This window comes from Vibrio sp. T11.5 (assembly GCF_027587155.1).
In the GTDB taxonomy this organism is placed as follows: domain Bacteria; phylum Pseudomonadota; class Gammaproteobacteria; order Enterobacterales; family Vibrionaceae; genus Vibrio; species Vibrio neptunius.
The window spans coordinates 67428-88528 of sequence record NZ_JAPPTP010000001.1; the positions used below are offsets into that span (position 1 = coordinate 67428).

The following is a 21101-nucleotide window of genomic DNA, read 5'->3' on the forward strand; positions in this document are numbered from 1 at the left end:
TTTACGAGCAGTCGTTCTTCCACGGACTCGCTGTCAGCTCGTAAGTTCACCATAGTGGGGCTTGCAAGTAAAACAGTTGGCTGGAGAACATTATGAAAACACAACTTGGTACCTTGTTGTTACTGTTTAGTGCGCAAGGGTTCTCACACTCTATTCTACCTGCGATTGACACAGGAAACCTTAACCTCTCCACATTGAAAAAACACAATATTCCGACCTTATTGACAGATCAAAGCTTCGTTTACAGACCTATCAAGCAACCTTTTTCCATCTCTGATTACTTCGAGAAGAGCTCAAAGTGGCTAGTGCTAGAAGAGGAGCTCAATCACTGGAGCGGGGCAATGGGGGTAGATCCTCGAGTGATATTGGTAACGCTGGCAGCATCTCATGATATGTCACTCGCTGACATACTATCTCAATCCGAGTTAGAACATGTTAGGAGTGAAATTAAACATGTTGCAAACCGCCTCTCTCAACTTTTCTATCACGCAAAGCAACAACCAGAAGCACTAGATAGCGCAGCCACCTTTGCCATTGTGTCATCACTCAAGGATATCCAACAATGGTCTAATTGGCAGACATTGTATTCACAGCGATTTGGATCCCCGAAGGCAGAGGAAGAAGCAAGCTTTGCTTCTCCTCCAGATATGCAGTGGCCATGGAGGGCTGGATACAACTGGATACCCAATGGCCCACATTCACATACAGGCTCAGGCTATCCGCTCTCATCAGTAGACCTATCATATGACTGGCCACGATGGGGAGAACAAACTTATAGTGTCACCGCTGCGCATGAAGGCTACGTTTCCGTGTTTTCTCGTTGCCAACTGAGGGTAACGGCACCAAATGGATGGGCAACAAACTATTACCACATGGACGGGATACAGGTTCAAGATGGGGCTTGGGTGTCCAAAAACCAAAAAATCGGAACCTACGCCAATCAGAGAAACATTGCTTTATGTCAAGGGGGTTCTTCAACAGGGCCACACCTGCATTTTTCGTTGTTGTTTAACGGACGTTTTGAGTCATTGCAAAATGTTTCATTTGGTCCATACACTATTGACGTAGGTCGCTACAGCTACGATAGCCATTGCAACTACACGTGGATGCTAGATGCTAGAACCAACTCAAAACAATGCTTTTGGTATCGGGTAGATAATCCTTAATATTTGCAGCTATCTCTCGATTTCTTTTCGGGAGATAGCTCTAGGTTCATTGAGACAATAGAGACGTTCAGCTTGCGAGATAATCTTCAAAGAAGTCAATCAGACAACGCACTGTTGGCGACAAATGCTTTCGGGAAGAATACAAGGCATACACCATCATCTGTTGGGGTTTCCATTCTGGAAGTATTTGAACTAGTTTACCACTCGATAAATATTCATCTGCCAAATATCTTGGCTGAACCGCTAAGCCGGCACCATTTAATGACGCGTGCAATAATACCGTCGCCTCATTCGCTGTCAGCTTACAATGCACCTCTACCGCTTTGTGCTCGTCACCTTTAGTCAAGTGCCACACATGTCGCTGGAAGTTTTTGTACCCTAAGCACTGAAATCGCGATAAGTCTTCCGGCTTACTCACCTCAACGTTTGCAACATAACTCGGAGAGGCAACAATCACAGAGTCACATATCGCTATCGGCTTACCAATCAAAGAAGGATCTGGGTTAGAAGCAATTCTGATCGCCAAATCGATTTGACTGTCTGCCATGTCTGTCATTGAATCTTGAAGATCGATATCAATACTGACTTTTGGATGTAACTGCATAAACGCAGTAACCGCAGGTATTAGCTGCGAAAAGCCAAACGACATACTGGTCGCCACCCTTACCGTTCCTGTTAGTTCATCACCAGTATCCGTTGTCGCTGTGAGCTTATCAGCCTGCTCCAACCATTGCTCGACCTGCTTGAGACAAGATTCCCCTGCCGTGGTAAGAGACACTTTGCGGGTCGTCCTATGCAGCAGTCGCACACTCAGCCAATCTTCCATGGCTTCGACATATCGAGTGACCATTGGCCTCGACATATCAAGCCTATCCGCCGTGGCAGTAAAACTGCCCGACTGTGCGACATCGACAAATACTTTAGCAGCGGTAAGTCTATCCATCTATATGTTCGATTTAAGAAATAATGTTGTTAACTATGGTGTGTTTTTCTGGTCAGGTCAATGACCTATTATCCCCATGTCCCAACACACAACCCTGTTAATGGAGAGAATGATGAAAAGACTTACCCTACTTGCTGCTTCGATGCTGATCGCAACGAATACTTTCGCAACTGAACAATCAAACCTCACTTTTGATGTTTACAACGCTGACCAAAACAGCTTCCACGTGAATTCAACGCTAATTATCGGTGAAACTGAGGTTATGGTTATCGACACTGGTTTCACTAAAGCAGATGCACTTCGTATTGCAGCAAAAGTTCTGGATACAGGTAAAACACTGAAAACCATCTTTATTAGTCAAGCTGATCCTGATTACTATTTTGGTGCAGAAGTGCTACATAGCTTATTCCCAGATGCACAAATCATTGCAACGCCAGCGGTAAGAAAAGTTATCGAGGAAAAACTGCCAACCAAGCTTAAGGTGTGGGCGCCGCGCATGGGCGATAACGCTCCAGTAACACCCTATATTCCAACAGAGTACACCGCTTCTAGTTTAACTATTGACGGTCATACCATTGAAATTCATGGTACTGATGGTGACATTGCCCACCGACCTTATCTTTGGATTCCATCAGAAAAAGCGGTACTGGGTAACGTTTCAATATATGGTACGAATCTCCATTTGTGGATGGCTGATGCACAAAGCGATGAAAGCCAAGCGCTTTGGTCCAAACAATTGAAAGAGATTCAGTCACTGAAACCAGAAGTCGTTATCCCAGGGCATATGATCTCCGGTACAAAACTTGACGTGGGCTCTATTCAATATTCTCAGCAATATCTGCAGGATTTTAAGCAGGCGAAGAGAACAACCAAAAACAGTGAGCAACTGATTGAGAAAATGAGCACTAAATATGGTGAAGCAGCGTTGCCTGTTGCCCTGAGTATTGGAGCGAAAGTCCATAAGGGAGAAATGGAGTGGTAACAACCATGATGTGGTGGTGCTCTAACACCGCCACATCATGAAGACAATTGCAAATCAAGGATAATATTTTAGCGAACAGACGCCGTTTTCAATGTCTTAACTAGTAAATCATGTAAATAGTCTACCGCTCTGGAGCCTTTGGACGCTTTGCTGCGATAAACGGCGACTTCCATTGGTTCTAATGGGCCCAATCCATGTTCCAGCCCTAAGACTTCGAGGTGTTCTGGCACACTACACTGAGTAAACACCGCTACGGCCAGCCCACTCTCAACCGCTGCAATCTGTCCAGCAACACTTGAACTGTTGTAAACCACTTTATAGGGCCTGCCATGTTGAGCCAATGAGTTGATCGCGCTGCGCCTGGCTAGACTTGAGCTTTCATAAACGGCGATAGGCAAAGTCTCTCTGCGCCAAATCTCAAATTGTGGAGCCCCTACCCAAACCATCGGCTCCTGAAAAAGCAGAGTTCCTCTACTGGCGTTATCTCTTGAAACTAACGTCAAGTCTAGGTCGTTGCTCTCAACTCTTGGGATTAGCGAAGTGGATTGCTCACAATCGAGTTCGATTTCAACGCCCGCAAAGCGAGAAGCAAAGTTTCTTAATATCGGTGTTAAATACTCTGCAGCGTAGTCTTCGGGCACACCTAATTTCACCTGACCGACTAGCTCATTACCATGAAACGCAGCCTGCGCTTCTGAGTGCAAATCGAGTATACGCCTAGCATAGCCCAATAAAACCTGACCTTCTTCAGTGAGATCTATGTTTCGGCTGCCTCTGACGATTAGCCTCCTGCCTGTTGCATTTTCCAATTTTTTCAAATGCATGCTAACAGCCGATTGTGAGCGGTGTACGCTTGCCGTGGCGTTGGATAAAGAACCAGCGTCTACGATAGCAACAAAACTCTTTAACCAGTCAATTTGCAGATCTTGATTATTCATTATTCGATTTTCGAATGGGTAATTTCTGAATTATGCGCTTTTCGATTTCATCATTCCAGTTTACTGTTTGATTCCTTTAATATCACTCATGAAAATGGCTAACTCTATGCTCGAAAAAGAATTACAACTAGAGTATCAATCAGTTCAACATGGCTTTATTAGCTTATTACCGATCTCGATATTCGTGGTGGTTTTTGGCACTGCGTATGGGCTGGCGGCGGTTCAGGTTGGGCTGAGTCAATCGTCTGCTTTGTGGATGAGCACGCTGGTTTTTGCTGGCGCTTCTCAGTTTGGTGCATTAGATCTGTGGGGAACGCATGTCCCTGTCTTTCCATTAGCTATCACGGTATTTGCCATCAATGCACGCCATCTTCTTATCGGGGCAACGCTTTATCCTCACATTAAAACCATGAAAGCTTTACCACGTTACGGAGTGATGTTACTGGCTTCAGATGCCAACTGGGCCATGTCGATGAAAGCGTTTGGGAATAATGAGCACTCGAAAGGGCTAGGCATTTTGTTTGGAGGTGGTCTAGCAATATGGATATTCTGGATTATAGGCACTTGGGTCGGTGTTTATTTTGGTAACGCGATTCAAAACCCATCCGCTTATGGCATTGATATGGTAATGGGGTGTTTTTTGCTCACCATGGTGCTAGAAGGTAACAAAGAGAAGGGAACTTACCTTATCTGGGCATCTGCTGCCTTCTCTTCTATTGCCGCGTATTTGTATCTACCAGAAAATGCTCACGTGATTGTTGGTGCCCTAACTGGAGGTATTGCTGGCGTGCTTGTAGGAGAAAACAAACATGAACATTGAGACGACCGAACTAGGCACATTGGCGATCATAGCAGTGATGACCATCGTCACCATTGTGACTCGGTGGGGTGGCATCTATGTAATGTCTTACATTCCTATCAGTCAACGCGTGCAGCAGTTTATTGCCGCTATGTCGGGCTCGGTGCTAGTCGCGATTATAGCGCCGTTATTTATTACCGGGGACATGGGCGCTAAGCTTGCTTTGCTGGTTACAGCTCTTGGTACACTGGCTTTTAAACGGCCACTCACATCCATCACCCTAGGAATTGTCCTAGCGGCTTTAACAAGAACTTTTTAACGATATTGGTCAGATGAAGAGCCTCGCTTAAGGCTCTTTTCAATTTAAGTTAAGTTGTCGCTGTTTTCAGATTACTCAACCACTTTTTAATCGGTTGAGTGATCCAGTATCGTAAAACAAACAGCCCAATCTGGCACAAAATATACTCACGGCGGCAATAAAGCATACAGACGTAATCAAACTTCTCCGTTGGACCTTCAAACAAGATCTTGGGATAAATGTACTTTTGCCTTTCAGCGACTTTGGGATTGCGAGCACCTGCCATGAAATAGCGCTTTTTCATACGATACGCCTCCCAGCTTGCATGAATAAAGACAAAACCACGTTCAAAATCTGATAGCTCTTGTTCAACCCAAAGTCCCCCACCTTCAACAATATTGTCCGTGGCATATTGAAGGGGGTGCTTTTCCATGTGTTGTGGTAAATCTGCGACATAAACCAAAGGATGGTCGCAGTTGACTGTATACCCTGCACACATCTGCCCTTTTGAATCGTAAAACGCTCTGACACACGTTCGGCTCTTAAGTTGCTCTATATTACTCGTATTGCCCGATATGGATTGGTAGTGCTTGGCAAACTCCAGAAAGTCACTGTCTCTGGAAAGGCGTTTGCTCGATAAGATCATGCTTTACTGTCCTCTGAAAATTTGTAAGGAACCGCCATCTGATAACGACCTGGAGAAACAATGTCATCCGGATCAAACGCGGCTTTGATACGACTGCGCAGATCTAATGCGTCTTGCTCCAGCTCTGACTCACCATTGAATGGCATTTCATCAACGGCGCGTCGATAACACGGCCACTGGTAGCGTCGATACAAAGCGCGCAATTTACGTACTAACTCTGTCGCTCTGCTCACTTCATCTGGATTACCGGCGTCGTAATAAATACTGATAATTGCCTGGCACATGTAAGCATTAACGGCGGTTAACGTGACACCAAATTCAAACCCTGCTTTGTCAAAAGCTTGCTGTGACAAACGCATACATTTTTCAACCTCTTCACCAACCATCGTAAGCGTAGGTGCAACCCAATAAAAGCCAGCCCCATCTTCCACAGGGTTCATTTTTTCCGGAATGTTTCCACGATAGCGCCAATAGCAACCTTTGAGTGCCAAATCTTTAGGGTTCCCCTCGAGCATATCCATCATCTCAGTAAATTCATTGAGACTACTCTGCAAGCGCTGGTACATGGGCAGGCGTCCAAGCAAGCGGCTGGCACTGATCGCTATTTGATTCATTTGTTTCAGCTTTGCCAAACTAACTACATTGATTTTAGCGATGGGTTTCAGCAGTGCTTTTACCCGCGCGGCTTTAGCTTTTGCTACTGCCTTAGTGCCTGTGATCACAAACGCACCCGACCAAGGAGATAGGTTGTATTGGTTGCACAGAGATTCAACATCCTTCTGGTTCGCACCATTAATCGTGCTCCACTTGTTAAAATCGAATCGTTCCATCATGGTTAGCATTCGGTAGGTGTTACCCAAGTGAGGCAAACCATCAATGCTGCCTTCTGATTTCAGGCGGCGCATGATATCGATATAGGCAGGTAAATCATTCGCGCTTTTCAGGCGTACTAAACAACGTAAGCTCGCTTCTGGCCTAAGCATCAGTTCGAACTTAATTTTGCTGATCACGGCAATATTGTTCTGAGTGAACAACTCGTGAAGATTGGCAGCAAGGCCCGCTCGGCCACAATATCGCGCGCTCTGGTTTAGCTTCATCACCTTGCCATTGGCTAAGATTAATTCGCTAATCGTAAAGTGCTGGCTTCGATTACCAACAGGACCGTGACCAAACCCTCTCTCTAGTATGTTCCCCATTAGACTGGTATCTGGCCCAGCTCCCGTGCAATCTAGCATCCATGGTGTATGTTTGAGATATGCGGAAACTTGGCCTTGTGTCACACCAGGCTCGACCTCAATCACTCCAAGCTCTTCATCAAAGCTCAGTATTCGATTCATTCGACTAAGATCAAGCAAAGTACAACCATCACTGGCAGGTGTTTTGCAACCATACCCCCAGTTGTTGCCTTTCCCGACAGGATAAACAGGCAGTTTTTTTAAGTACGCCTGTTCAATAACTTGTTGCAGCTCCATACCATTTTGAGGCTGAAGAATTTGCGGGACGATGCGCGAGTGATGGCCAAGGCCACTGCGCAGTTCGATTGGCTGATGCAAATCAACCTGTTCCACAACAGATGACACGTGTAGCTCCTTTACTGGTGAATAATATAGCTATCAGGTTGTTACCAGACAGCTTTGTCTGCTGTTTTAATTAGGGGGCAGGATTATCTCAGCAGCTTAAATACTAGACAACACACATATATGTGGAGTGAATGCATTCAGCAAAAACAAGTAGATAACAACATTAATATTGATCCAGTAAACACAAACAAATGAATGGGTAACTGTTACTGATGCGTGAAAGTTAGTGAGAGGAAAAGAATGTGCTCATGACCCCATGAACACATTGAGGCTATCGGTGATGTCGGTACAACTCGTCCAATGCGACAGATAATCCGTCTTCTTTGACAATACGGATGTGTTCACGGGACAAGTCGCGTGCGTTGGTCACACCACATGAGTGGGCGATCAGACCAATGCCATAGTGAATATACTTGTTGTAATTCGCAACACGCTCCATTTTGTCCTCTACATTCAACCCTTGTTGGAGACGAACGTCATGAGTGGTGATACCTGTCGGACACGTGTCTTTATTGCATTGCAAGGCTTGAATACAACCCAGCGCCAACATGTGGCCCCTTGCAGAAACAACAAAGTCGGCACCTAGTGCTATTGCCCACGCGACCTTAGAAGGCGTGATAAGCTTGCCAGAAGCCACCACTTTAATTCTCGGAATTAGACCACGCTCATTAAGTAAATTGACTACAAGAGGAAGGCTTTCTTTCAACGGCAGCCCTACATAGTCCATCAGCGGTTGAGGCGCCGCTCCGGTGCCTCCGTCAGCACTATCTATCGTAATAAAATCGGGCGCGCTGTCATGGCCTCTCTGATCAATTTCATCGAGTAGCTCGTTGAACCATACTAGCGAACCAATGACACTTTTGAACCCAACAGGTTTGCCCGTCACTTCTCGGATACGATGAATCATATCCAGTAAGTCACTCACATTGCGGATATCCTTATGCCCATTCGGGCTGATCGAGTCGTGCCCCTGAGGGATACCGCGAATTTGAGCAATTTCAGCGGTCACTTTGCGTCCAGGCAGTATGCCACCTTTACCTGGTTTCGCCCCTTGGCTGATTTTTATCTCGAACATTCTGATATTATCTCGCGCAGCCAGCTCTGTTAGCTTCTCATCAGAAAGATGACCATCTTGGTCTCGGACACCATACTTCGCAGTGCCAATTTGGAACACAATGTCACACTGGCCTTCCAAGTGATACGAGCTTAAACCTCCCTCTCCCGTATTCATCCAACATCCGGCGATCTTTGCGCCTTTGGACAAGGCTCGAACCGCAGGCTTTGATAAAGCACCGAAACTCATCCCAGAAATATTGAAGATCGATGACGTGGTATAAGGCGTTCGACAACCCTCACCTATGGTGACCGCGGCTGGGGATACCGCGTCTTCCTCCAAAGTAGGAAACGCACAATTCATAAACATGATGGTGCCTGTTGCGTCCAGATTTCGGGTAGAGCCGAAGGCTATCGTGCGATCAACATTTTTCGCCGCTTTATATACCCAGCTACGTTCTGCACGATTGAAAGGCATCTCCTCTCTATCCATCGCAAAGAAATATTGCCTGAAGAACTCTCCCTGCTTCTCAAACAAGTAGCGAAAGCGACCAATAACAGGGTAGTTATGTCGAATGGCATGTTTGTGTTGGCGTTTGTCTGCAACGTACATATATAGAACACTGATAACACCAACCCCAATCGCGATGATGAAAAGCCCTGAAAATAGATCGATCCCTATGACAAAAAATTCACCCATTTTATGCTCCATTAGTCTTTGTATTTTCTATTTGTATAGACCGTCTTCATCAATATAGTTGACGATCTGGAGCCATTTTAATTTTTTCAATCAATAAGAACGTATTGCATCATCAACAAGCTTTCAAACAACAACTGACCTTTGTATAAATGCTCTCTCCTATTCCCTTAGCCCGCATCAAACTTTCTACCTAATTGACGTTCCCTTTACAACTCAAATGTAAGCTCAGTTAAAGTATTGTTTTTACGAGCTAAGTCCATCGCAGTGTTTTATGTGTAGTCAATGTTTATCAGTCTTAACAAGGCCACCGCCAACTCTAGACTGAAACGAATACGTCATATGTCAACGAGCAATGGTCACTAGAGGTTCGTATCAAACCAAATGTTTATCATCTCACCTATTAAAGGATTACTATGAAACTAAAAGGAAAAAAAGCGTTCATTACCGGTGCAACGTCAGGTATCGGCTTGGCAATTGCGCGCCGTTTCTTTGAAGAAGGCGCTACGATTGCTATTAACGGACGAAATGCAGAAAAACTGGAAACCATTAATAGGGAGTACTTCGGAAACAAGGCCTTCGAAGTCGTCGCCGACGTTTCCAAAGTGGAAGAGATCGCATCAGCGTGTACATTGCTTGAAAGAGAATTTTCTCAACTGGATATAGTAGTTATTAACGCAGGAGCCTATCAACTCAAGCCTTTTACTGAGACCACGGAACAAGACTTCGACAACATGTTTGCACTCAACGTTAAAGGCGCTTTCTTTACTATGCAATATTCAGCGCCGTTATTGAGAGAAGGTGCATCTGTAATTACAATTTCTTCTGTTGGCGCGCTCCATGCCAATTGGAATCAAGCGCCTTACAACGCTTCAAAAGCCGCTATCTCATCATTGACCAAAAGTTTCGCATGTGGGCTTACTCATAAAAAGATCCGTGCCAATACCATTTCGCCAGGTGTCACTGAAACTGAAATTTGGGACAAAGTTGATTATCGAGAACAGGTTAACCAAGTCGCCAAAGAAGGTATTCCTCTTGGAAGAAAAGGCTCCGTCGAAGAAGTCGCAAGCGCTGCGCTTTTTCTCGCCAGTGATGACTCTGCTTTTATGACAACCAGCGATCTGATGATGGATGGTGGCGTCACCTACATCAATGATCCAAAAGATTGGGGTCATAAGCAGTAAACCAGTGGCTCGACTTAAAAGGAGCCTTTTATGAGGTTCCTTTTCGATTTTGAAATCAGAATTTAGTTTTTTTTCATTTTTGAAAATTAAACTTTACCACCATTATTCCATCGCTAGATTCAATACTATCGCTATTAAATACACGCCTACACCCAAGCCAGTTCATGTCTAGGAGAATACTATGTCTAAAGCGATCTTAATCATCGATTTAATCAACGATATTGTTCATCCAGAGGGAAAGATACCAAGCTGTGCACAACACGCGAGCCAAATGAATGTGATTGCTAATACCAATCATGCATTGAACTTTGCTAGGGAAAACAACTGGTTAATAGTTCACATTAAGGTAGGCTTTGATGTGAACTATGCAGCGTTGCCCAAGTCTTCTCCAGTTTTCGGCAAAGCGGACCAGTATCAAGCATTAAAACTAGGAAGTTTTGGTACCGAATTTCACCGCGATGTCGACTTTCGAGAAAATGAATTGATCGTCGTAAAACCAAGGATTAGTGCATTTTACAACACATCATTAGAGGCCACTCTGCGCGCCAACCAAGTTACACAGCTTTATCTTACAGGTGTAAGTACTGAATGGGCGATTCAGTCCACAGCCAGAGAGGGTCATGACCGTGACTATAAAATCACTATCTTGGAAGACTGTTGTGCCGCATCTTCACATCAGGCTCACCGAGCTTCTTTGACGATGCTTAGCCGCATAGCGACGCTAGCAAAAGTCGACGACTTAAGCCGCGAAGAAAAGTAATGACTTGTTCAAACTACACAAAAAGGGAGCCAATTGAAGCTCCCCCTTTATTGTCTGAAATGGATTAAACAGACTCTGAAAGCCTGAGTGACAAAACCTCATCAAAAAACTGATCGCCTAGTTCGAGTTTTATACCCAATAAATCGCTATTGATTCTCGAGTCATATATAGCAAACATGCTCATTAATTTTTTACACATGTCTGCTAAACGGAGATCTTCTGTCAACGTCGCAATCAAACCATTCTCGGCGTAATCTTCTGGGCAATTGACGTGCATGTCATCCAATACTCCAAAATGAGTGCGTTTGACTCCTAGTTCCTTCATCAACTGTGAACAAGAGGGTTCACCGCGGTATTTAAGCATTTTCAAACAAGGTGACAAGGTAACAACGAACACCGCATCCGATGAAGGTTCACCATAAACCTTCCTGAACGCTTCATAAGCATTACGCTCTGCGTGTTTCCAATTTTGTCCATCTCTTGTGCTTGTCGCAAATACTTTGTTGTCACCATCGACTAAACAACTTGCAACAATTCCCACATCCCTTTCGTACCATCTGTCAATCAGGTAACCTATTGTTTCTAATAATAACCTATCCAGATTTTCAGCCAGCATTGTTTATACTCTTACCGTTGTTTTAATTATGTGACTGTATCAGAACGAACTTAGCATTAGGACATAAATCAGCACCATTATGTGACATCTGTTACATATAAATGACAACTTGCTTTCAAGCACCTGTTTTTATGCAAATAATTGCGCCACTGGAAGATAAATAGGTTTAGGTTTTTGAAACATGGAACAAGCTCGAGACTCTCGAATTGACTTAGCGCTTTATGACCTGATCGAACAGAAAAAAAATAGAGATGGCAAATTTACAAGACAAGACCTCGCTAATGCTATTGGCGTAAATCCCTCAATATTAACTCGGATTGCTCACGCCGACCCAATGAAAAGGCAAACTAACCCCCAGCTACACACGCTGCAGAAGATTGTCGAATTTTTTCAACTCGACGGGTTTGATATTACTTTAAATGACCTCATTCAGCAGGAAACGCAAAGGGTTGTCTTCTCCGAAAACACTCATCGCCAGCTTCCTACCAACGAAATAACGATACCACTCTTTAAGCTTTATAGTGACCTGAACAGGATTGGCAAAATTACCACTGATGTTGAGGTGAATGACAACGTATTGGTCGGTTTCAAATCCGATGAATTTATTCCTCCTTTCTTTAAAAAGGGGACGGTTTTCGTCGCTAACAGAGAGTCTCTGCCTGAAGTAGATAATCTTGTTGTAGTAAAGTCCGGATCATCTGGTTGCTTCCAGTTAAGAAAAGTTGCCCAAGATGAAGCCAATATGAAAATCTATCTTATCGATGTACGAAACCCTCATCTCAAATACGAATTCTCAATGGCATCTTTTATCGGAGTAGTTCATCAAGTCAACGCAAAAATCTAATAAGTACATCTGCATGTCAATACTCACAAATTTTCTATCCTCTATCGATGGAAAAATTAATAGCTATCTTGGTTTGAGTAAACCAATTTATGTCCCACTGTATACTGAAATTATCGATGATGAAGTATTTCTATACAGTAGAATAAAAAACAAAAGGCATATTATCAAAGAAAATATTAAGGACGTCAGTATCGAAGACAACTATTCCTTGGAAGACCAAAGAAAAATCATTTCTGCTGTAAGTAATCTTATGTTTGCAGGCTTACATTGTAAAAAACACGACGACGTAGTAAAAATGGAATATCACAATGAGTGACACTTTAAATATTAACAGAAGCATTATTAACAAACCAATTGTTTCAAATTATCTCTGGTTTCTTGTAATGAGTTACTCGATTGTTATCATCCTTTCGAATTGGTTCGCAGGGCGATTGATCAGTCTGTCAGGTGATTTCTCTACCGGTGCTGGTGCGCTGATCTTCCCACTCGCCTTTCTTTTGTCGGATATCATTACCGAGGTTTACGGTTACAAATGGGCTAGGGTTGCAGTTTGGTGTGGTTTTCTTTTTAACACTATCTTTTTAGTATTGGGACAGATCGTTACCCTTCTGCCCAGTCCGGACTATGCGATACAAAGCAATGAAATGTTTGACTCTGTTTTGCAAACCAGTGGAAGAATTGTCATTGCATCAATACTAGCTTACCTCATAGCCGAACCCGTTAACTCTTATATCATGGCTAAGACAAAAGTCTGGTTCAATGGTAAATATATGGGTGTTCGCTTTATTTTATCTACTACTGTTGCGTCGTTTATCGATAGTAACATTATGGGAACTGTCGCATTTTATGGAAAAATGCCTCTTTACGAACTATTTATCTTTAATGTCACACTTTGTTTTGTCAAAGTATTCATTGAGCTCATCATAACACCTTTATCCACTTCATTTACTAGAAGACTTAAAGATATTGAAGGCTCAGACATTTATGATATTGATACAAACTTTAATATTTTTAGTTTTGACACCAAATATTCAGAAAAGTCTAATAAATTTAAAAAATAATGATAACGATCACCTGATATAATAAGGAGATTAACAGTAGTTTGAAATTTGAGAATGACAATTGTCCTCATACCGATAACATAACAATCGAACTTTAAGGCATCCATGCAATTCTGGTCAATCGATAGGCTCCTTCGGCTACTGCCTACTCTGTTGATCTGACGCTTACTTACCGAGAGGAAGTTATGATGAATGACATTGACGAGCTAAAACGCTGGGTTGAGATTGTTCAAAGGTCAGCAATCCCTGCTCAAGGCGAAGAGTTAACCGCTGATGAGCGAGCGGCCTTGGCACAAAGCTGTCGAGTGCTAGCGCAAACTGCTCAGCTTATCGCTGAGAAAATAGCCGCTTGACCAGAGAATAGTTGAATCGCGCTAATACTAGGCAATAAAAAAGCTCCACAGTCTATTTTGGAGCTTTTTGCTTTTATGCATCCAGAAATTGACGACATCATAGATGAGATAACCGCCAATTTTGGCTATGAATACCAGCCCCACATAAATGAGGCTTTGATTCATCTACAAACGTTAACCATCAATGCCTTTCGACTTTAGGAATTCTGAGTAAGTACCACGAAAATCGTTAATCTTGCCATCTTTAATTTCCAGAATTCGCGTTGCCAAAGAGTCAACAAATACTCGGTCGTGCGAAACGAAAAACAAAGTACCTTTGTATTGCTCAAGCGCTGAGTTCAACGACTCGATGGACTCCATATCCATGTGGTTAGTTGGTTCATCCATTAGCAGCATGTTTGGCTTATGCATCATGATTTTACCGAGAAGCATTCGACCTTGCTCACCACCAGACAGTACCTGAACAGACTTTTTGATGTCATCCTGAGAGAACAACATACGACCTAGGAAACTACGTACAACCTGCTCATCTTCACCACTTTGACGCCACTGACCCATCCAATCCATCAGATTCATATCTTCGGCAAAATCTTCTGCATGATCCTGAGCGTAATAACCGATGTTGGAGTTTTCAGACCATTTGAACTCACCAGATCGTGGCTCAAGAGCGCCCGCTAGAGTGTTGAGAAGCGTCGTTTTACCTACGCCGTTCTCACCGATGATTGCAACGCGCTCACCAACTTCGAAAATTGCGTTGACATCTGAGAATAGATCGTCTTCAAAACCTTGAGAGAGGTTTTCTATAATTAGAGCATTCCGGAATAGCTCTTTAGATTGTTCGAAGCGAATAAACGGGTTTTGGCGGCTGGACGCTTTCACTTCTTCTAACTGAATCTTGTCGATCTGCTTAGCACGAGAAGTCGCCTGTTTGGCTTTTGATGCGTTTGCAGAGAAGCGTGCAACGAAGGTTTGTAGCTCAGCAATTTGCGCTTTCTTCTTCGCATTATCAGACAAAAGACGATCACGAGCCTGAGAGGCAGCCGTCATGTATTCATCATAGTTACCTGGGTAAATACGCAGTTCACCGTAGTCTAGGTCAGCCATATGAGTACATACAGAGTTTAAGAAGTGACGGTCGTGCGAGATGATAATCATGGTGCAGTTACGCTGGTTCAGCGTTTCTTCCAGCCAGCGGATAGTATCCATGTCCAAGTTGTTGGTTGGTTCGTCAAGAAGCATGATATGCGGGTCTGCGAACAGTACCTGAGCAAGAAGCACACGCAGTTTCCAGCCCGGAGCCACTTCGCTCATCAAACCGTAATGCTGCTCTTCTGGTATACCAACGGCTAAAAGAAGTTCACCTGCTTTCGCGTCAGCCATGTAACCGTCCATCTCAGCAAACTCAACTTCAAGCTCAGCAACTTTGATTCCGTCTTCTTCACTCATCTCTGGCAGAGAATAGATACGGTCACGCTCTTGCTTAACCTTCCACAGCTCTTTGTAGCCCATGATAACGGTATCAATTACCGTAAACTCTTCATAAGCGAACTGATCCTGATTCAGTTTAGCAACACGCTCATTTGGATCGTAACTCACGTTACCTCCAGTCGGGTCTAACTCACCGCTCAGAATCTTCATGAAAGTCGACTTACCACAACCGTTAGCACCAATCAGGCCGTAACGATTTCCTTCGCCAAATTTCACTGAAATGTTTTCGAACAGCGGTTTTGCACCAAATTGCTGCGTGATGTTATTTGTACTTATGATGAGAGTATCCCCCTACAATTTCTCTATATTTTTCATTGAGATAGAGAAATCATTATTGAAACAGATAAGAATTTGCGCAGAGTATAGCAGTTTGGAACTGTGAACTACATCAATTGTTCAAATCCATTTCCTTTTCAAGAGGCTTTTTGCCACCGTTGATGGTTGCTCTAAAAAGTAAGCGCCCTTTAAAGGGCGCTTTATTTCTGCAGATTAAATTGCTTGCCAGCTGCTGAGCTCGACACAACGTCCGCGATATAGGACTTCACTCTCTGGATCACGATTTTTGGTCACCAATAACTCAGAACTGTTCTTCAGTGCCTGCCATTCTGTAGGCGACATATAACGAATATCATTCACGTTCTGCAAACTATCGATCAGTTGGAGTTCACCACTCTCGGAGTTTCTCATCCACACCATCGCCCTGTCCATCGGCACTTTATTCATGTTTAGATTACGCTGCATACGCAGGCTTGATTGGCCGGGTTTATCGCCTTGATATGCCACCAGCGCAAAGTGGTTCTTCTGGGTCTCTGAAGACATCATGGCTAAATAACTCACAGGACGAACCTGAGCAATTTCAATAGGTAAAGAGGGTTGTAATAAGATCGGCCGCAGCCCAATACCCGCTAACAGTGAAAGCGCCATGCCTGTCGGTAGCCACCACCAGCGTATACGCCTTGCACCTCGACGAAAATTGAGTGTTCGGGCAGATATATTTTTCCACACTCTTTTTGGTGGACGTTTTAAGTCATGTTCAGAAGATTCAAACTCTGTGCAAGGATTCAGACCAGATAAATGCTGTTGCCACAGCTCTACATACTCCCACCACGTCGTGTCTGCTTTCATCAGGGCCTCCAACCTGCGTCTTACCCGCGGCGTTTGCGTACCTAACACGTATTCACTTGCTAGCCTATCTCTTAGTTCAGAGTTCTGGTAACGGCGGGTCGTTAATCGGTCAGACATCGTTTCAGCTCCTGTAGCCCACGGCGAATCCAAGACTTTACTGTGCCAAGTGGCGTTTTAATGTGTTGGACGATCTCCTGATGGCTCATCCCGTGTGTATAGGCCAGTACTATCGCATTCCTTTTCTCTTCGCTGAGAGATTGTAAACAACGTTCAAGCCCAGTTTCTGCAGTCGATAAGACTTGCCGTTCAGCTTGCTCCAATGATTTTTCCAGCGGCTCTTCTCTCCGCCTGTTGCGTTTCCTGACTTCATCAATAGCAAGGTTCCTCATACTTTGACACAGCCATGCCCATGGATAATCTAGTGGATATCGGTTGTCGCTATACCAGAGTTTAACGAAGCCTTCCTGAAGTAATTCCGCCGCGACTTGTTCGTCTTTTACGACACTACAAATCAAGCTGAAAAGTTTTGTGCTGGTTAACTGATAGAGCGCTTCGAAAGCCTCCCGGTCTCGAAGCGCTACTTTGGCAAGCAGTAAACCTATTTGATGTTTATCTGTACTCACACTTTCCTCATTGGGTAACAAGATGCCAAACGTTTTTCACACCATCGCCACTGGTGTCACCCGGATTCTGGTCCTTAAACCAACGATAAAGCGGTTTACCCTCAAATGTCCATTGATATGAGTTATCACTTCGCTGCGTAACCCCAAATCCTCCGGTCAACTTAAGGCTTTCGATACCTTTTTCAGTCAGCTCGGAATCCACGTAGGCAGGCGGCCATTTCACTTCACAATCACCATAACAAACAGATTGATTGGTACTGTCTTTATCGAAGGTATAGAGTGTTTGATTGCCACCATCGACCAAGAAACGACGTGTGCCATCATTAAACAACTTAATTGTCACATCATCGGCACGAGCAAGTGGCCATACACCTTTAACGCCAGCTCCAGTTATATCACCCGGCTGGTTATCTTTAGCCCACCGATACAATGGTTTTCCCTCTAAAGCCCATTGGTTGGCACCATCTGCACGAACTATCTGGCTAAAACCTGTTTGCCCTGCAAACTGCATACTATTGCGCCCTTCAGCCAACAGTGGTGGCCATAACGCCTCGCAGTCTCCTTTGCATACCGATTTCCCGATTGGGTCCTTAGCAAAAGTGTAAAGAGATTTACCTGTATCATCCACGTATACCTCGCCGAAGCCAGTATCGACTATCGGTGCGGACGCCATGGCGTAGCTGGTTGGAATGAACATTAGTGTTGTAACGAATAGTGCTTTCATTTTGGTTGCCCTTATTATCGAGTCCAGCCTTCACGGGAAAAAAAATCACTCCCTTCACTGCTGTTAACAAAATTGATGAAGTCTTGAGTTTTCGAGTCAGCCCCTTTCGCTTTAGCCAACGTGAGATCACGATAGATACGTCGCTCAGGCTCAATTTCAACGTAGTCAACCTTATCGCTGTGATTCAGTGGCCAATGAATCCATGTAATCCAAGCGTCTGCATTTTGCTGTTGAAACGCTTTAAAACTCGCGCCACTGCCTTTGGCATAAGCAATAATCTTGCTACGAAAATTTTTCACATCAGCGAGCGACCCTGTTCTACCGACAACATCTTCCCAGACCCCCGTGCCGGAGGTGTTGTACACACCTAACCCCTCAGTGACGACAATCCGAGCAGGCTTGTCTAACAAATCTTTAATCCCAGTAATATTTTTGGGGTTTCCTTTTGGAACAGCAATAACGGCACGTCGAAGATACACAGGCTCAACATCTTGGTTAGTAATGAATGGATAGGTTTCAACAAATGCACTCATTGACTGTTCGGAGGAACCAAAAATTAAATCTGCATTCTTTTGTGCATCCAGAGTCCACTTTGACTCAGGGCCAGCAATCACATTGACCTGTACACCACTTTTCTTAGTGTACGCCTCCGCCGCTTGGCGTAATGCAGTGTCCGGGCCACCTGGCCCATAAACATGGATCACACCATCTTGAGGCTCATGAATGATGCTCGGGTCGAGTTTGGGCGAAGCTAATGCTGATGTTGTTGCGATCAGCATAGCCAAGCTGGTCAAAGTCAGGTGACGCTTCATGTCTTCTCCTTAAATAAATGACAGTTTCAGACAAGAGACGCACAGAGGTTCAATTTGGATGCAGCAGAAAACAAAATATTTTCAAAGCCTGATTATCAAGCAAGCTGTTTCGATGCATTTTACAACACGGTTTATCAAAATGTTGCCTATGGTAATAGGCCCTAATTAGAATCAGCTAAAATTAAGCGAGCTCAAGTTATTGTGACGCGACACATGGTAGGCTTTACAAACACACTAGCGGATGAATATGTTTCTGTACTTTCTTGCAATGAGACGCAGCGCGTTGCGAGCGCTAGGAGTCAGATAATCTATTCATCATTCACACGTTATTAAAGATACAAGGCAAGAGAACACTTATGCTTCTTCCAACGCAAACAAGTTGGGTAATATTAGCTGGCGGTCAGGCCAGGCGTATGGGCGGAAAAGACAAAGGCCTTATTGCACTGGACAATAAACCTCTGATTCAACATGTATATGAGCGACTGTCCGCACAAGTTTCTGACATCATGATCAACGCAAACCGCAATCAGGATACCTATTCGGCGTATGGTGTCGTAATTGGCGATAAAATAAAAGATTTCCCCGGTCCGATGGGCGGTATTCATGCTGGACTAGCTTCAGCAGCTCAAGACTGGGTTGGGTTTGTTCCCTGCGACAGCCCACAAATAAGCATGGACTTAGTCGCTCGTTTTTGCTCTGCCGTAAAAGAAGATTCTGACATTTTGGTCGCCCATGATGGCCTCTACCAGCAGCCCGTCTTCACGCTCTACCATAAACGGGTCTTTGCAAAACTGACCGCGTTCCTTGCGCGTGGCGATAGAAAAATCAGCCTTCTCTATAAAGAATGCAACACACACTATGTGGATTTTAGCGATGCGATAGACTGTTTCGTTAACCTCAACACCCCTGAAGAACTGGCACAATTTGGAACCATACATTCATGAAGCTCTCGATCCCTATCCCAATTCTGGGGTTCGCTGCTTATTCTGGAACTGGTAAAACCACATTGTTGGAAGCTTTGTTGCCAAGATTAACTCAGGCAGGATTACGCATTGGTATGCTAAAGCACGCACACCACAATTTTGATGTAGATAAAGAAAGTAAAGACAGCTTCCGGTTACGTAAAGCTGGCGCGTCTCAGATGCTCGTTTCGTCTCGTCATCGGCACGCTTTAATGACGGAAACACCCGAAGCTGAATCTGAATTTGATTACCTACTAAGTCGCTTCGATACGGAAAAGTTAGACGTCATCTTGGTTGAAGGGTGCAAGAATATTGCTTTTCCAAAAATCGAGCTGCACAGAGAAGAAGTGGGCAAACCTTGGCTGCACCCTAACGACAGTAACATCATCGCTATCGTTGCTGACACGCATGTTGAAGATGTGTCCCTGCCTCAGATGAATATTAAAGATCTTGATGCTATCGCTTGTTTTGTTTGCGACTACGTCAAGCCCAAGAAATTAGAGCAAGCCACCAAAACTTCAGGGTGTGACGATACGCTGTCTCCTGTATTTCTTTCAGTCAGCGAAGGGCAAGACAAAATCCTCTCTGCAGTTCACCCCCTGAAAGACGTGGAATCATGCGCTATTGAGCATAGCTACGGACGCGTGTTGTTCAGTCAAGGCAAAAGACTAGAGTCACCTCAAATGGGGATGTTCGCCTCTTTGGGTGTTGCAGAGTGTCCTGTTTTTCGCCGCTTGAAGGTCGCGGTGTTCTCTACAGGTGATGAAGTGCAGACGCTGTATACCAAGCAAGCTCCGAAATCTATTTATGACTCCAACCGCTTTACCCTACTTGGCCTGTTAGAAAGATTGGGCTGTGAGATCCTTGATCTTGGTATTCTCGAAAACAATCAACAGAGCATAACAGAAGCCCTGCAAGCTGCCTCGGCTCAAGCAGATGCCATTATCACGTCAGGTGGTGTTTCTGTCGGTGATACCGAATTCATCAAACTCGCTTTAGATAAATTGGGCAGCATTGACTTTTGGCGTATCAATATAAAGCCAAGTCGACAGCTCGGCTTTGGTAAGGTTAACAATAAACCCTTCTTCGGCTTACCAGGTCATCCCCTAGCTGTGATGGTATCGTTCATCAACTTTATTGAGCCAGCGCTGCGTAAAATGCAAGGAGAGCAAGGTTGGCAACCATTGAAAGTCAAAGCTGCCGCACTTGAAGACCTACATTCTTGCCAAGGCCGTACTGAATTCAGCCCTGGCGTTTATCACATCGATCCACAAGGGCAATTGTTCGTCAGAGGCACAGGAAAACAAGGATCGGACATTTTGCGCTCAATGAGTGAAGCCAATTGTTTAATTGAAGTTTCGCCAGCGATCGATACAGTAAAAGTCGGAGAAAGCGTGACAATCATTCCTCTTCAAGGCAGAATCTAGCGCAATCAAAGGCCAGCTCA

Annotated in this window: 22 protein-coding genes; 11 read left to right on the plus strand and 11 right to left on the minus strand. The window is 44.3% G+C overall.

The window, feature by feature from the left end:
- Positions 1-92: 92 nt before the first annotated feature.
- Positions 93-1166 carry a M23 family metallopeptidase gene (locus OH455_RS00345; RefSeq protein ID WP_269979905.1) on the plus strand — a complete coding sequence of 358 codons (1074 nt, stop codon included), beginning with the start codon at positions 93-95 and terminating at the stop codon, positions 1164-1166.
- A 67-nt stretch (positions 1167-1233) separates the two neighbouring features.
- On the opposite strand, the gene OH455_RS00350 is transcribed toward OH455_RS00345, so the two are convergent.
- Positions 1234-2109: a LysR family transcriptional regulator gene (locus tag OH455_RS00350; protein WP_269979906.1), complete on the minus strand. Its 876-nt coding sequence runs from the start codon at positions 2107-2109 to the stop codon at positions 1234-1236.
- 112 nt (positions 2110-2221) lie between these two features.
- Here OH455_RS00350 and OH455_RS00355 point away from each other — a divergent pair, with 112 nt between their 5' ends.
- Complete coding sequence (locus OH455_RS00355) at positions 2222-3091, plus strand: MBL fold metallo-hydrolase (protein WP_269979907.1); 870 nt, start codon at positions 2222-2224, stop codon at positions 3089-3091.
- 68 nt (positions 3092-3159) lie between these two features.
- Here OH455_RS00355 and OH455_RS00360 read toward each other — a convergent pair whose 3' ends face one another.
- Complete coding sequence (locus OH455_RS00360; RefSeq protein ID WP_045973652.1) at positions 3160-4029, minus strand: LysR family transcriptional regulator; 870 nt, start codon at positions 4027-4029, stop codon at positions 3160-3162.
- A 106-nt stretch (positions 4030-4135) separates the two neighbouring features.
- Here OH455_RS00360 and OH455_RS00365 point away from each other — a divergent pair, with 106 nt between their 5' ends.
- Together OH455_RS00365 and OH455_RS00370 are read left to right on the plus strand one after the other, a co-directional pair.
- The gene (locus OH455_RS00365; protein ID WP_269979908.1) at positions 4136-4849 is read left to right on the plus strand and encodes an AzlC family ABC transporter permease; all 714 of its coding nucleotides are present in this window, start codon (positions 4136-4138) and stop codon (positions 4847-4849) included.
- Complete coding sequence (locus OH455_RS00370; protein ID WP_045973656.1) at positions 4839-5147, plus strand: AzlD family protein; 309 nt, start codon at positions 4839-4841, stop codon at positions 5145-5147. The genes OH455_RS00365 and OH455_RS00370 overlap by 11 nt, the downstream gene beginning before the upstream one ends.
- Positions 5148-5196: 49 nt before the next feature.
- Here the strand turns inward: OH455_RS00370 and OH455_RS00375 are convergent, their stop codons facing one another.
- From OH455_RS00375 to OH455_RS00385, 3 genes are all read right to left on the minus strand, one after another.
- Entirely contained in the window at positions 5197-5772 is a 576-nt protein-coding gene (locus tag OH455_RS00375; protein WP_269979909.1) for a hypothetical protein, read from the minus strand.
- Positions 5769-7352, minus strand: a complete 1584-nt coding sequence (locus OH455_RS00380) for an FAD-binding protein (protein ID WP_269979910.1) — start codon at positions 7350-7352, stop codon at positions 5769-5771. Before OH455_RS00380 ends, OH455_RS00375 begins: the two co-directional genes overlap by 4 nt.
- A gap of 271 nt (positions 7353-7623) precedes the next feature.
- Positions 7624-9105: an FMN-binding glutamate synthase family protein gene (locus tag OH455_RS00385; protein ID WP_269979911.1), complete on the minus strand. Its 1482-nt coding sequence runs from the start codon at positions 9103-9105 to the stop codon at positions 7624-7626.
- A gap of 413 nt (positions 9106-9518) precedes the next feature.
- Between OH455_RS00385 and OH455_RS00390 the strand changes: the two genes are divergently transcribed.
- Both OH455_RS00390 and OH455_RS00395 read left to right on the plus strand, forming a co-directional pair.
- A complete protein-coding gene (locus OH455_RS00390) occupies positions 9519-10286 on the plus strand; it encodes an SDR family NAD(P)-dependent oxidoreductase (protein ID WP_269979912.1) in 768 nt (255 codons plus the stop codon).
- A gap of 181 nt (positions 10287-10467) precedes the next feature.
- Entirely contained in the window at positions 10468-11046 is a 579-nt protein-coding gene (locus tag OH455_RS00395; protein ID WP_269979913.1) for a cysteine hydrolase family protein, read from the plus strand.
- Positions 11047-11110: 64 nt separating this feature from the next.
- Here the strand turns inward: OH455_RS00395 and OH455_RS00400 are convergent, their stop codons facing one another.
- Complete coding sequence (locus OH455_RS00400) at positions 11111-11662, minus strand: hypothetical protein (RefSeq protein ID WP_269979914.1); 552 nt, start codon at positions 11660-11662, stop codon at positions 11111-11113.
- Between the two features lie 181 nt (positions 11663-11843).
- Between OH455_RS00400 and OH455_RS00405 the strand changes: the two genes are divergently transcribed.
- From OH455_RS00405 to OH455_RS00415, 3 genes are all read left to right on the plus strand, one after another.
- A complete protein-coding gene (locus OH455_RS00405) occupies positions 11844-12506 on the plus strand; it encodes a hypothetical protein (RefSeq protein ID WP_269979915.1) in 663 nt (220 codons plus the stop codon).
- 308 nt (positions 12507-12814) lie between these two features.
- Positions 12815-13567, plus strand: coding sequence for a queuosine precursor transporter (locus tag OH455_RS00410; RefSeq protein WP_269979916.1), 753 nt, complete (start codon positions 12815-12817; stop codon positions 13565-13567).
- Between the two features lie 185 nt (positions 13568-13752).
- Positions 13753-13920 (plus strand): hypothetical protein, encoded by a 168-nt coding sequence (locus tag OH455_RS00415; RefSeq protein WP_157633984.1) that lies wholly within the window; start codon positions 13753-13755, stop codon positions 13918-13920.
- A 174-nt stretch (positions 13921-14094) separates the two neighbouring features.
- On the opposite strand, the gene OH455_RS00420 is transcribed toward OH455_RS00415, so the two are convergent.
- The 5 genes from OH455_RS00420 to OH455_RS00440 form a co-directional block, all read right to left on the minus strand.
- Positions 14095-15687: an ABC-F family ATPase gene (locus OH455_RS00420; RefSeq protein ID WP_269980326.1), complete on the minus strand. Its 1593-nt coding sequence runs from the start codon at positions 15685-15687 to the stop codon at positions 14095-14097.
- Positions 15688-15897: 210 nt separating this feature from the next.
- Positions 15898-16650, minus strand: a complete 753-nt coding sequence (locus OH455_RS00425) for a hypothetical protein (RefSeq protein WP_269979917.1) — start codon at positions 16648-16650, stop codon at positions 15898-15900.
- Entirely contained in the window at positions 16635-17156 is a 522-nt protein-coding gene (locus OH455_RS00430) for an RNA polymerase sigma factor (protein WP_269979918.1), read from the minus strand. Before OH455_RS00430 ends, OH455_RS00425 begins: the two co-directional genes overlap by 16 nt.
- A gap of 7 nt (positions 17157-17163) precedes the next feature.
- Positions 17164-17880, minus strand: a complete 717-nt coding sequence (locus tag OH455_RS00435) for a hypothetical protein (RefSeq protein WP_269979919.1) — start codon at positions 17878-17880, stop codon at positions 17164-17166.
- Positions 17881-17894: 14 nt separating this feature from the next.
- Entirely contained in the window at positions 17895-18692 is a 798-nt protein-coding gene (locus OH455_RS00440) for a substrate-binding domain-containing protein (RefSeq protein ID WP_269979920.1), read from the minus strand.
- Between the two features lie 356 nt (positions 18693-19048).
- Between OH455_RS00440 and mobA the strand changes: the two genes are divergently transcribed.
- Positions 19049-19636, plus strand: coding sequence for a molybdenum cofactor guanylyltransferase MobA (mobA, locus tag OH455_RS00445; RefSeq protein WP_269979921.1), 588 nt, complete (start codon positions 19049-19051; stop codon positions 19634-19636).
- The gene (gene mobB, locus OH455_RS00450; protein ID WP_269979922.1) at positions 19633-21081 is read left to right on the plus strand and encodes a molybdopterin-guanine dinucleotide biosynthesis protein B; all 1449 of its coding nucleotides are present in this window, start codon (positions 19633-19635) and stop codon (positions 21079-21081) included. The genes mobA and mobB overlap by 4 nt, the downstream gene beginning before the upstream one ends.
- Positions 21082-21101 lie beyond the last annotated feature (20 nt).